General features: G+C 39.1%; 12 protein-coding genes. 1 reads left to right on the top strand and 11 read right to left on the bottom strand.

The genetic code is table 11. From position 1 onward, the window contains the following. Positions 1–12: 12 nt before the first annotated feature. Complete coding sequence (locus ACKWB9_RS09590; RefSeq protein ID WP_414002801.1) at positions 13–2,322, bottom strand: FdhF/YdeP family oxidoreductase; 2,310 nt, start codon at positions 2,320–2,322, stop codon at positions 13–15. 210 nt (positions 2,323–2,532) lie between these two features. Here ACKWB9_RS09590 and ACKWB9_RS09585 point away from each other — a divergent pair, with 210 nt between their 5' ends. Further along, positions 2,533–3,366: a glycoside hydrolase family 16 protein gene (locus ACKWB9_RS09585; RefSeq protein ID WP_414002800.1), complete on the top strand. Its 834-nt coding sequence runs from the start codon at positions 2,533–2,535 to the stop codon at positions 3,364–3,366. A 522-nt stretch (positions 3,367–3,888) separates the two neighbouring features. Here the strand turns inward: ACKWB9_RS09585 and ACKWB9_RS09580 are convergent. The 10 genes from ACKWB9_RS09580 to ACKWB9_RS09535 all read right to left on the bottom strand — a co-directional run bounded on the left by ACKWB9_RS09580 (position 3,889) and on the right by ACKWB9_RS09535 (position 13,285). Continuing rightward, positions 3,889–4,419 carry a hypothetical protein gene (locus ACKWB9_RS09580; RefSeq protein WP_414002799.1) on the bottom strand — a complete coding sequence of 177 codons (531 nt, stop codon included), beginning with the start codon at positions 4,417–4,419 and terminating at the stop codon, positions 3,889–3,891. A gap of 41 nt (positions 4,420–4,460) precedes the next feature. Further along, a complete protein-coding gene (locus tag ACKWB9_RS09575) occupies positions 4,461–5,180 on the bottom strand; it encodes a hypothetical protein (protein WP_414002798.1) in 720 nt (239 codons plus the stop codon). After that, positions 5,177–7,066 (bottom strand): thrombospondin type 3 repeat-containing protein, encoded by a 1,890-nt coding sequence (locus ACKWB9_RS09570; protein WP_414002797.1) that lies wholly within the window; start codon positions 7,064–7,066, stop codon positions 5,177–5,179. Before ACKWB9_RS09570 ends, ACKWB9_RS09575 begins: the two co-directional genes overlap by 4 nt. A 4-nt stretch (positions 7,067–7,070) precedes the next feature. Continuing rightward, the gene (locus tag ACKWB9_RS09565; RefSeq protein ID WP_414002796.1) at positions 7,071–8,108 is read right to left on the bottom strand and encodes a right-handed parallel beta-helix repeat-containing protein; all 1,038 of its coding nucleotides are present in this window, start codon (positions 8,106–8,108) and stop codon (positions 7,071–7,073) included. Positions 8,109–8,143: 35 nt separating this feature from the next. Further along, entirely contained in the window at positions 8,144–8,401 is a 258-nt protein-coding gene (locus tag ACKWB9_RS09560) for a hypothetical protein (RefSeq protein ID WP_414002795.1), read from the bottom strand. Between the two features lie 306 nt (positions 8,402–8,707). Continuing rightward, positions 8,708–9,655, bottom strand: coding sequence for a hypothetical protein (locus tag ACKWB9_RS09555; RefSeq protein WP_414002794.1), 948 nt, complete (start codon positions 9,653–9,655; stop codon positions 8,708–8,710). Positions 9,656–9,665: 10 nt separating this feature from the next. Then, the gene (locus tag ACKWB9_RS09550; RefSeq protein ID WP_414003012.1) at positions 9,666–10,589 is read right to left on the bottom strand and encodes a DUF6175 family protein; all 924 of its coding nucleotides are present in this window, start codon (positions 10,587–10,589) and stop codon (positions 9,666–9,668) included. A 16-nt stretch (positions 10,590–10,605) separates the two neighbouring features. Further along, entirely contained in the window at positions 10,606–11,163 is a 558-nt protein-coding gene (locus tag ACKWB9_RS09545; RefSeq protein ID WP_414002793.1) for a hypothetical protein, read from the bottom strand. Next, positions 11,160–12,410 (bottom strand): hypothetical protein, encoded by a 1,251-nt coding sequence (locus tag ACKWB9_RS09540; protein ID WP_414002792.1) that lies wholly within the window; start codon positions 12,408–12,410, stop codon positions 11,160–11,162. The genes ACKWB9_RS09545 and ACKWB9_RS09540 overlap by 4 nt, the downstream gene beginning before the upstream one ends. A 206-nt stretch (positions 12,411–12,616) precedes the next feature. After that, positions 12,617–13,285 carry a response regulator gene (locus ACKWB9_RS09535; protein WP_414002791.1) on the bottom strand — a complete coding sequence of 223 codons (669 nt, stop codon included), beginning with the start codon at positions 13,283–13,285 and terminating at the stop codon, positions 12,617–12,619. Positions 13,286–13,287: the final 2 nt, after the last annotated feature.

Here is a 13,287-nt window from a genome sequence, read left to right as displayed (position 1 = left end):
CTTAAAGTTAAGTCAATTTTTGACCGTTTTGTTTTTCGCTATCCGTACAATAACGGATTTACTAATGGGCGTATGACTTTTATCCGCAAAATGATCGTGGGGTACCAGTACATTGGTTTCGGGAAAATAGGCCGCCAAGTTGCCCTGGGGAATGTTATAGGGAACGATCAGAAACCGGGAGGCCCTTCTTTCTTTGCCATCATAATTACTGATCAGATCGACCGCTTCTAATTTTTGCAAGCCTTGCTTTTCCATATCCGTTGGGTTGATAAAAACGACCCTTCTTTCATTATATACACCACGATAACGATCGTTGAGACCATAAATGGTCGTATTGAACTGGTCGTGGGAACGTATGGTCATTAATAGGAATCCATCATTTGGTATGTTGTGATCCGCTGTTTTACAGATGCTGAATTGGGCTTTGCCGTTGGGCAGTTTGCTGAAATCGAGCTTACGTATATTATTGGGCAGGTAGAAACCAGAACCTTTGGATCTTTCGTCCATATTTTCAAATCCGTTGATGGTTTCCGAAATTTTTTGACGGATCAAATCATAATCCATACCCATGGCCTTCCAGGGAACGGGATGTTTTCCGTTAAAATAGGCATGGGCAATACCGGATATAATCTCGGGCTCGCTTTTAAGATTACCGGATTTGGAATGGAGAACGCCTTTGGTGCGGTGAACCTTCCCCATGCTATTTTCCACGGTAAGATACCGGTCTTTTCCATTTTTAGTGTCTTTTTCGGACCTTCCTAATGTGGGAAGGATCAAAGCGGTTTTCCCGGTAATCAAATGACTCCTGTTTAGTTTTGTACTGATTTGAACGGTCAGGTCGCAGTTTTGTAATGCAGCGGTCGCATAGTAGGTATCAGATACGGCGGATACAAAATTCCCGCCCAGGGCCATAAAGACTTTGATCTTGTTTTCATACATCGCCCTTAGGCCATGTACGGTATCCAATCCTGTCCTGGACGGCGGGGCAAAGCCAAATACTTTTTCAATAGCGTTGTTCAATTCTTTGGATACATGGTGCATGATGCCCATAGTACGGTCCCCCTGGACATTGCTATGCCCCCTAACGGGACAGGTGCCGGCACCGGGTTTTCCCATACTGCCCTTGAGGAGCAAAAGGTTGACACATTCCTTAATGTTGTCCACGCCATTTTTATGTTGCGTCAACCCCATGGCCCAACATATAATAATTTTATTTTTTTTGGAGAGTAATTCAACGGCTTCATTAATTTTTGCCTCTTCAATACCGCATAGTTCCAAAAGTTCCATTTCTGAATAATTATCCAGGTCCTTTAGCAGATTGTTATGGCCATTGGTATATTCTTGGATGAATTCATGATCGAATACCTCCTTGTTCTGGATATCCAAGGCCGCCAATTTTTTCATGATGAGTTTTAATAGGGCGACATCCTGATTTATTTTGACCTGCAAATAAATATCGGTCAATGAAGTGCCTTGGGTAATCCCTTTTATTTGCTGTGGATTTTTAAAATGGACCAAGCCCGTTTCCTTCAAAGGATTTATGGTGATTATTTTACCTCCATTTTCTTTGCATTTTTGTAGGGCGGACAACATTCTGGGGTGATTGGTCCCGGGATTTTGGCCCAGGACCATAATGACTTCCGCTTTTTCAAAATCATCCAATTTGACCGATCCCTTTCCGATACCCAGGGTCTCGGATAAAGCTACACCACTACTTTCATGGCACATATTGGAGCAATCCGGCATATTGTTCGTTCCCAGGGCCCTGACAAACAGACCATAGAGGAAAGCCGCTTCATTGCTGGACCTGCCCGAAGTATAAAAAACACCCTGATCAGGATGCTTCATTGCTTTTAGTTCCGTTGCTATTAATCGGAAAGCCTCTTTCCAGGAAATGGGTTCGTAATGAACGCTATCGGGCCTGAGAACCATGGGTTCTACCAGTCGGCCACTTTTCCCGATCTGATAATCCGACCATCTTGAAAGCTCCTCAACACTATGCTTCCTAAAGAAATCCTTGCCTAGAGTGTGATGGGTAGCTTCTTCTGCAAGGGCTTTTGCCCCGTTTTCGCAATATTCGCCCAATTGGGAAGGTTTATCCGGGTCGGGCCATGCACATCCCGGGCAATCAAAACCTTCTTTTTGGTTCATACGGGCCAAAGTGGAAAAAGATTTTAGAACCCCCATTTCCTTGAATACATGCTTTAATGCTACTTTTACCCCAAGTAGTCCGGCCGCATGTACACTGGGTTTTGACTGTGATATTCCCGTAAATTTTATTTCACCGGTTACGGATATATTTCGTTTTTTATAATCGGGCATGGGCTTGAAACAAATTTGCTTCAAGGTATTACAAAAAGAACTTCATTCTTAATGAACTCATTTAAATTTTTTTTGAGATGGAGCGAACCCGCTTGCCGGACGGGCAGAAATTAACGGTTTTGTGTCTTTTTGGGCACTCAATTCCTCTTGACTCAAGGGGAAGGTGTAGAATACCGTAAATTGCAGTGGGCACACTATAAAATACATGAAATGAAAAAGTACTTCCCCATCACACTCCTTAGTATGGTCTTCTTAAATATTGGATGTAGGTCCGTTCGATCGGTGAACACCAGTTCCTATATCCATATACAAAAAGAACATAGGAACAATAAGGATTGGAAAATAGTATGGGAAGATTATTTTGACACTCCCCTGCTGGATGCCGATAAATGGACAAAAATCCCCCAAGGAACATCCGATTGGAACGATCAGATGACAGATAAGGATAATCGTTGTTTTGATTGGAAAGACGGAAAACTCTATCTGATCGGTATCAAAAATACCGATACTCTTACCGATTCAAGACCTTATCTTACGGGAGGTATTTATACCAAGGGAAAATTTGCTTTTCAATATGGACGAATAGAGGTTCGTGCCAGGCTTGAATCCTCACAAGGGGCTTGGCCGGCCATATGGATGTTGGGCATGAATAAAGCCGAAGTAGGTTGGCCCGCCAATGGGGAAATAGATATTATGGAACATCTTAATTTTGATAAAATAATCTACCAGACTACCCACTCGTACTATACGGTAAAACTTAAACAAAAAGACAATCCACAATACTATGGGACTGTTTCTGTAGACCCCGAAGAATTTAATACCTACGGACTTGAATGGTATCCGGATAAATTGGTGTATACCTTAAATGGAAAAGCTACGTTCACCTATCCCAGAATAGAAGGCGTTGATCCTTCACAATGGCCTTTTGATCAACCTTTTTATGTATTGATAGACCAACAACTTGGAGGCTCGTGGGTGGGGGAAGTGGATATTGAACAACTCCCGGTAAATATGATCATAGATTGGGTAAAAGTATATCAATAACTATTGGTGTATGGTTTCGTCATAAAATTGGGAGAAGGTTTTCCGATTAAGAAATCAAGATAGGAAATTCAGAAGTAATGAATTATAAACGCTCTTCGTTGCACTTTACCCTTTCGGTATAATTTTTGTATTATATGCGAAACGTTGGATGAAGGCTTATACTAGGATCAATGGATCTTATGGATATTTTTTGGCATCTATGCATGATGCGGATTTAAGGATTCTTGTAACGAGTAAGTTCGATCAGTAGAAAATCATCATAAAAATTACAGCAAAAGACCCTGATCAAGGAGCAATCCAAAACCGGATCGGAAACCTGTGGAAAAGATTGTGGCCAAAATAAAATTAGACCGGACCAATTGAAAAACTCGATTTATTCCTGAACATCCTTATTAAAAACAAAAACCCTGAAACCAAGGAAAATATTAAAATCCGCCACCTGAAGATGACGGATTTTCATTAACTAAAACTAACAACTCAAACTATGTTAAAGCCTGTTGATCCACAACAGGTTTTATGTAATCAGATCCTAAAGGATATTCCAAGAGTCAAATAAGCAAAACCATAACCGCCTTCGGCAAATACGGCAAGATTGTCGGCAAAAAACCATCGGGCACCAACAAAACCTGTCGCTCCCGGTCTGCTGCCGAAGTTTCCACTGGTTCCGTTATAGGATAAAATGCGGTAAGAGATCATGGCCCCTCCATAGAGATCCAGGTTCTCAATATCAAAACCGTTATAATGATAGACACCACGAACACCTATTACGGTGTACGTCCATTTATCATTACCTCCAAAATAGTCATAATTGTAGGTCTTGTATCCAAGAAATCCGCCGAGGCTTACTACGCCCGGACCGGGGACTTCCCAAACGCCCCTTTCAAAACTGGCACTTAACCCGAGACTTTGAGATGAAGTGGTGTAGCTGCCATAAGATCCTCCTAGCCCAATGCCTCCGTTAATGACATTGGTACCGATATTGAATTCTTGGGCCGAAGCGAAATGTATCATTGATAATGAAATGATCGTCAAATGGATAATTGTTTTTTTCATTGTATTAGTTTTAACTTATTGTAATTTTTATATGGGTTTATTTACTGTACTTTAAATTCAAAAATATCGGAAGTAGATGTATTGCCTTTGCTATCCGTGGTAATTATTTTCCAATAATAAAAGGAATCCAGACTAATCGAAATATCAGCAAAGTCGGTATTTTCCGTAGTCCCGATTGGTGTTTCAGCGGCAGGATCCGTTCCAAAAAACACTTCATATTCAACAATATCATTATCAACATCACTTCCATTCCATTCTAGAGCAACAACACTATTTGTTGATGTAATAGTGGCGCCTCTTGCAGGACTTATTGCATCCGCGGGAAAAGGAGCATAACTTTCTATTCCCGGCCCTTGGTTATAAAACTTCCAAATGGTACTAGAAGCTGTTTCAGTGGTTCCATTGGCTTGTGAGGTTACGGACCATTCATAGGGTGTTCCCCTTAGAATGGTAATATCGATTTCGTTGGTCTGGGAAGTGGTCACGGATTTTGCCCCGGTAGTTAAATTGGTGAGGTTTACCGAATAACTATCCGTGTTCTGGGAGGCGTTCCATTTAAAGGCTACCTTGCTTTCCGTGTCGTTGATAACCGTTCCCTCATTACATTCTGTATTGTCTTCGGGAAAAACCAGTGTTGATGCCGAAGGGGCGGCTATAGGGTCGGGATCAGGGATTTCTCCCGCGTTGTCGGAACTTTTGCTGCAGCCGGTGAGAAAAGGAAAACTTAAAAGTATGAGGTATGGTATATGATTTATTTTCATCTTTTAATTATTTTATAATTCAACAAGGACTTTTTGGTCTTAATGTTCAATAAATATGTTCCTTTCGATAATCCATCCATATTCAGAAGAATATAACCGTTATTAGGTTCGGCAACCTTATCTAACACTTTTGTCCCGTTTACATTATATAATGAAGTTTCAACCCTTTTAAATTCATCGGAAGAGCCCAGATAAATAGTGAGTTCGCCATTAGACACAGGATTGGGGTAAATAAATATTTCCGAGCTCTGTACAATGGTTTTCTCATAAATGCCTTGACAATCCTTGTCGGCCCTTACGGATAGGGTGTTTTCGACTTTGTCTAAAGGAAGTATTATCTCGCTGTCCAAAGTAGTATAAACCGCATCGTTCAATTGAATGGTATACAATTTTCCACCGGAGAGATTTAATGTGAGCTTACTATTGGTAATATCAATTTTTGAACTCACTGAAAGGGATTCCGGTTCGGAAATGATAATGTCAAAGCACCTTTCGAAATCGGTCTGCCCCTCGACTTCAATACAAAGGGTATAATCTCCCGCCCGTAAATCTGTAAAGATGGTATTGGCCGTGAAGCTGGCCGTTAATGTATTTATTTCATTGGTCAATGAAGCGGTATAATTCAAATTGATGGCGACTTCAATTTCTATGCTGCCATTATTGCTGGAGATGCAGGATTCCCCGATGGATTTGATCGTGAAATTATTGGCCGGCAATGAGAATATTTCACAGCCATTAAAATCCACTATGGCATTTGGGGGAGTATCGTTACAGGCATCAAGGGCATCTGGAACGCCATCGTTATCCATATCATCATCACAAACATCCCCGATACCGTCATTATCAGTATCCGTTTGATCGGTATTGGCCGTTAGGGGACAATTGTCTTCGGCATTCAAAATACCATCGTTGTCCCCATCATCCGGATTGTCCTGTACGTCTATCTGGATACATTCTGAAAGTACCGTTTGGGCGTCAAATGTAATACTAACGGCATAGTTGCCACTTATCAGGGGTGTGAAACTTCTATCTGTCGCATTTTCAATGATCGTACCGCCATTCGAACAATCCAACCATTGGTACATTGTGCCGGTATCATTAAAAGTTGCGGTAAGGGTAACATCATTTAGTGTTACGGAATTGTCTATCGTAGCTGTTGAAACCGTAAAGCTTTTATGGTCATATAAACTCCAGTTACCACCTTGTGTCCGTACTCGGATATAAACCGTATGAATACCATTGGCCAAGCTGTTGGTTGGAAGAAGTATGGACTGATTTACCTTTCCTGTGTTGGTATCCAGGGCAATTGTAGTGCCATTGCCGGCCCCGGGATCCGTGTCATAAAAATACTCTGCTGAAATAAGGGGTTCTTCTTCATCAACAAAAGAATCGATGAAGAATATGATGCGGTCATAGAGGCTCCATAGGTTTTTCGTGTTTTTTGCTCTTATATAAAAACTATGAAATCCCTTGGCTAATCCAGTTATGGGTACGGCCAAAGTTTGGGTTAAATTTCCTGTATTGGAATCTAGGGCTATGGCAGTACCATTACCTGCTCCTGGATCCGTATCAAAAAAGTATTCCGCTCCGTTTAATGGTTGAGCGATATCGGAAAAAGAGCGTATAAGAAAAGCCGTTCTATCGTAGAGGCTCCATTCCCCGTTTGTCGTTTTTGATCTTACATAAAGACTATGAAAACCATCATCTAACCCTGTTGTCGGGATAGAAAAAGTTTGCGTTAGTGAACTGGTATTGCCCGTTAAGGTCAATAATGTTCCATTGTCAATACCCGGATCCGTATCAAAAAAATATTCGATAGCATTGATGTTTTGGGCAATGGCACAATTGCCCAATAGCACCATGGCTATTAGTAGTATATTCCTCATTATTTTAATGATTGGTAGTACTGATGATTACATTTAAATCTTCGTCTGGTGCAACGGTAGTACTAATGGCTTCAATTTTTATGGTGGGTATGCCGTTGGTAAAACCAAAATTATTGAAGGTAAAGCTGCTGTCATCAAAAAGACCCAAGTCTTCACCATTTACTCCTGCACTGATTGCTGGGGAGTTGGTCTGGAGATTATAATTGTCAATGGTCGATTCGAATATAATATTGTCATTGTCTTCTATGAAAAGAGGGTTTTGATTGTCTAAATTATCGCTGCCCATTAAGGTGGTTACATTGCCCGAAGAACGATTATAAGAGAGGCAATTTTCAAAAATAACTCCAGTACTATTAGGGTTTGGTGTACTGGCTATAGAATAATATAAAATATTGTTTTCTACGGAAATGCTACCGCTGGCATTTCCTGTGTTGAATATAACCCCAACAGTTACAGGCTGTAGGAAAAGGTTATTTTTAATGGTTACGGATTGATGGTTCTTTACACCTATTCTAGTTGTAATTATATTATTTGTTATTATGGTGTTACTATAGTTGTTTGCAGATGTACCGAATACCGTAGAACCGATTTGTCCAATTATATTTCCTCTTATGATTACATTATTGGCCCCGGCATCATTAAATAGTATTACACTATCAATTATACAGTTCTCTATGGTAATATTCGTTAGTGTGGTATTAAGGTTTTGAACCAAAAAATCATCCGTTAAATGCAACCCACTGAATTTACTGTTAGAAGCATTTTCACCGAGAACAATATCCGTTATCAAGGTTTTTTTATCGGCGGCACTATGTGAAAACCCTATAAGTGTTAAGGGTTTGTCTACTGTGATATTCCCGTAATTGGTTACAGAGGCATGTATATAAATAATATCCCCATCGGATGCAGATGAAACAGCACTCTGTAAATCGCTAAACTGTGCGTTGGCACCGGTTGAATTGTCAACGGTAATGATGTTTTGGGCGTTAACAATTGGTAAAAACCCCAAAAACAGGACAATTATCGACGTAAATTTTTTCATTTTTCAGTTTGGTTTTATGTATTGTCTTAAATAATCTAATTGTCTTGGCATAATGCTTTGATGACAGCTATACTTGCTCTACTGTCCTCGTCTAGAAATCGGCTACAGTCCCTTTCCAGTTTATCCAACTCTCGATTCAATTCGGAACAGCTGAGATCGTCGTCATTATTGCTTAACCTAACGAGGGTACTGATGCACCCTGCACTATCAAAGGCATCCAAAGTATCATTAGCTTTGGAACAGCTTAAAAAACTCGTAAGCGAAAGGGATAATAGAAGTATGATTTTTTTCATGTTCAATTGGTTTTAGTTAGAATTCTCAAACCTAATTGAACCTTTGGGATATTTTTTACGGTTAACCGTATGTACTGGGAATTCCCGGGGGTTTTCGGTAAAGTGTTAGTTAAAAACGATATATGGTTCTTGCAAAATTTAAATCAATTTTAAGGTCTTGGTAAGGCACAGATCGAGGTGCTTGATTTTGGTATAAAAGAATTTCCCGGAAACCTTCTCACAAGAAATTGTGATTGTACGGGTAGCTCTAAGGTGAGGTATTTTTAGGTATAACCATAACGAGAACATAAGGCAGTTTAGTCGAATTCAATACCAACGGCTTATGTTGTATCTAACGGTCTTTCTTGGTTGATTTTTAATGTATTCTAAGATAAGCTCACGTGAAAATCCAGTACTTTCTATTTCTGCATCTGCTTGTTTGAGTACTAATTCCCATTCTTTGCCCCCTATTTCTCTTACTCCTTCTGCAATCTCATCATAAAGTGATTTTAACTGATCTTTGCACCAAGCCCTTGGTTCAATTTCTGCTAAAATTGTACCGGCTTTTTCCGCTCCCTCCATAGATTGATTGGTATACCAGGCAGCTCTGGCCTCGTTTAGGCTTTTTCTACATTTTTGATCTAATACTTTTTGATAGAATTTTCCAATATCTTTTTCATTTTTTGAATAACATTTGGTCGAAATGGGAATATTGGCAAGAACGATAACCGCTTCATCTGTCTTATCTTGTGCTTTTAAGGAGTACGCTTTCTTTTTTACTTCTTCGCAATGCTCTTCATAATAGTTTATTATTTCTTTTTTGGTATCATCTAGAAAGGCAATGATTTTCGGATTCTTTGGGGCAAGCCTTTTTATAGCGGATATATATGCCTTTTGCTCGTTTTGCCCAATTCCTTTAAGTGTAACGACCTTGGTTTGGAAAACGTTCCCTTTTTCTTCTTCAACGTCCCCCACGAATAAAGTTACCTCTAGGTTTAAGATAATTCTAGTAGGAGCGGTACCTAGTACTTCTTTATCCAACACCGCAATTTTTGGATACAAAAAAAAGCGAGGTTTAAACAAATTGCCACTAATTCCATTTGTTGTAACCAATTGGTACATACGTGTTTTTAATAAACTTAAGGCATTGCTTGGTACATGCTCTATTTGATCTGCAACATATGCTCCCAATAAGATGTCATTATTATCGTGATCGTCCTGTGCATTTACTATAAATACAGATAATAAGGTTATGATGGTGAAGATTTTTTTCATATCAATTTATTTATTTGCCTCCTAGAATAATAGTGACCTTTCCTAATCCTTCGGTGGCAAGTTTATTAGGAATATTATGGGCAGGGCTACTCAATTTCTTGCTCAGGCCCCTAAAGAAGTTCCGAGCGGCCATAGCCCTTCCTTTTTCATTGAATAAGGGCATACGTACTTGCTCGAACAGGGCATAAGTATCCGTTACATCAGTGGTTGAAAAACGGCCTTCTACGGTTTTTTCGTCCAACCAATCTTCAATTTCAAAAGAAAGATCGTCGAGATTACCTTCCCAGTCTTCCCAGGTTAAAATTTGCAAAGTCACCTCTCTGCCATTTGCAAACATATCCTCAAAATGCTCCTGTAAGGTATAAATGAAATCCTCCATATTTTCTAAAACGGCCTCTTCCAACAATACGGGTAGCTCAACACTGAAAGAAGGTGCCCCGGTAGCTGCTGCGGTAGCGATTTGTTTGTAGGTATAGGAATCCAACCCCTGTAAATTATAAGTTATTGAACGCTTTGGTCCTAATTTATTCACGGTCCAGGTCAATTGAATGATAATGTCGGCCTTTGCGGTCTTGATTATTTGATCGACCAGTGATTCCGATACTGAAGCACCAGTGTCCTTGGATGTCCTTACGATATTTAGACCACGAGAATTTTCCAGGCCTTTTAAAACCGTTTCCAAGTTTTTCAGTGGAAATTGCCTTTCTGCCATAAGACCATTTAATTTGCTGATCATTAAAAGCAAATCTGTATTTTCCTGTAACGCTTTTTTATAATCCGGTACTTTGGTTATGATACCTTGATTATCATATTCCTGTACATAGCCATTTTTTATGCACCAGGCATCACTTGGAACAACCATCAACGTTGGTTTTTTTGCGTTTTGGGCCCGCCCAATAAATAGTATTAAAAAAAATAAAAACCCCAGTCTCATATTGTAATTTATCATGTTAAAAACCTTTTGCCAATGAATTGATCATACCCTTTTTTTCTAGATGTTTTCGTAATTCATCTGAGGCTACACGTACTACAACGCCAATTTTGTATTGGTGAAACTTTTCCCTTTTCTCTTTTTTCTTTTTTACCAGTTTTTGAACATCTGTAACGCCTTTATGGTTTGAAGCATAGGTGACAAAACGATTAAAATTCCCATCATTTGAAAAGAAATCCTTGAAAAAATCCTTATACTCCTTGTCTGTCATTTCTCGGTTCATCAATGGTCGTGATGACCTGCATCCACGCCCCTCACCGGCATAACCTTTAAATATGATACCGTGTACGGCATTTTTTTTAGCTTGAGCGGTGGCGATGCTTTTTTCTTTAGAATAGGACCAAATTTTTACCAGTTTAAAACCGTGTTTTGCGGTTCCTCCATAGCATTCGATATCATATTCCCATTCAAACGTATCTTTATCGGCTAATTTTTGTTTTTTTTGGGCAGTGACCATGAAACCTATGGAAATGGTCGCATATAAAACTATTGGTCTCTTTAAGAGATTGTGTATCATTTAAATATATTTTGGTTTTTTTTAAAGCGAAGGAGCATTCCCGGATACAATTTCTTGGAATTGCCCTTAAAAACGGAATACTCTAAATCTGATTTTGGAACTTCTTCGGGAAGATAGGAATTATCCCAAATTTGATTTGGATCAACTATGATTTCTGTTATTTTTTGATAAGTTACAGTACCGTCTTCCTGTAAGATCTGTTCCAGTACCTCAAATTTATCTCCCTTTGTAAGGCCTTCTTTAGATCCAATTTCAGCGGCTAAAGGATCAATGCTAATGAGCGGTGTTTTTGTTCGGAACACTTCAAACTTTCTTTCCAATTTGGATATTGCGGCATCTGTGACCTTTATGGTCGCTCTTTCGATCAATTCATTGTCTGACTTTAAAGTGTATTTTGTAGATTGTACATCCGCCCAGGAATCCTGTTTGCCGATATATTCAAGTTTAAAAATATCGGTTTTATTAAAAGCATTCACCCGGGCTTTGTCGTAGTTTTTGTGGGTTGCCCATAGCTCCCCGTAAAATTTTGCGGCGATTTCCTGATTCCAAATAAGGCGGTACAAGTAGGAGGTGGCCTTTACGATATAACCTTTGGCGAACTTGTCCACGACCTCGATCGTGTTCTTTTGTTTGGAAGTTTTGGTTTTAACAAATTTAGAAATGTCATTTATAAGTAACTTCCCTTTGGACATGACTTCCTCTTTGTTGGTGTATTTGTAATCGTTTACGACTATAAAGGAATTGGAGATAAGATGCTCTCCTGCATCTTCCAGCATGGCATTGCCTCGCAAAGTGTTTTTTGCAATATGTATATCTAGTGAGCTTGCGTTATATAGTCCCCTATCTTTGACCAAATTCAGGTTGAAGGCTCCCTTCTTCGTTCTATTGAACCATTTAGCAACCATCTTTTTTGCAATCTGGGCTTCCTTTAACTTCTTTAGGATAATACGTGATTGATCTTTTGTTTCATACGCCAGGGGTATGAAGGAAATATCCAAACTATGGTCATTGAATTTTTCCGGAATAGGAATTTGTTGAAAAATACTTTTAATGACACTTAATTTTTCCTTTTTTGGGGTTTCCACCATGAGGGTGAGAAGGGAACTTCTTTTAAAGTCCTTTATTTCCGAAGAAAAATCGGCTTTACGGAGTAATTTTCTTCCCTGAGCTTCGGCATTGGGCAAGGCGAAGGCAAGAATGGTAATTTGCAGAATAATTAGTTTCGTTTTCTTAATCGTATCAACCATTTAGAAATTAATTTCTTCTAGTATGCCAACAAAAAAATCTAGTACTCGATACCCGAACAAATTGTTGTGATTCTAGACTATTTTTAATAGAACCAAACATAGCGATTACGTGTATGAGTAAAATACGGTTTCCCGTAAAAATCAACTTCTTTTCTTATTTATTTTCCAAGTTATGTTCTCATTGTAAAGGATTAAAGAAAAGAATATCAGATTAATCCTAAATCTTTTGCATTGGCCACCAACTGCACATTATTATTGGCCTGTAGAATGTCTTTTAATTTGTTCAAGCGTTTTTCGATAGAACTCAAACTGTTCGGTGAGACACCTTTGATGTTAAAGAGACTGGAAATTTGATCTTGGGTAAGTCCATTGGAAAGATATAATAAAAGGGAAACATCGTACTCTTCAATTTCAAAAGGGTTTTTTCCATGGGTGAGCCTTTCAATCTTGTTCGAGAGGAATTTTTTACCTTCAAAAACGGCCCTGACCGCATTTTTTAGATCTTTTAGCCCATCTCTTCCTTTTAGAACATAGGCGGATACATGATTAACCTTTATAAAACGCTTTATCATATCCGGTTTTTCTTCAACGGAACAGATAATTATGGGCAACTCTTGATTTTTCTCACGTAATTTTTTGATCAAGGATTTGCCCGATTCGATTTTTGGTAATCTATGATCACGTTGAAAGGAAAGATCTGTAATTAGTAGATCAAAGGGTGAATTTTTTTGTAAGGCAGATCGAAACTTTAGGTAAGCATCATCGCAGTATTGGGCCAGGACCACTTCGGTAATGCCCAAGTCTTGTTGTAACATCATGGAAATGCCATAACCTACCGTGTCCAAATCTTCTACAAGCAATACTTTTTTAAACATGG

The sequence above is a fragment of the Maribacter spongiae genome, from assembly GCF_047345125.1.
Classification (GTDB): Bacteria; Bacteroidota; Bacteroidia; order Flavobacteriales; family Flavobacteriaceae; genus Maribacter.
This window is presented reverse-complemented; position numbering and strand designations above follow the sequence as displayed.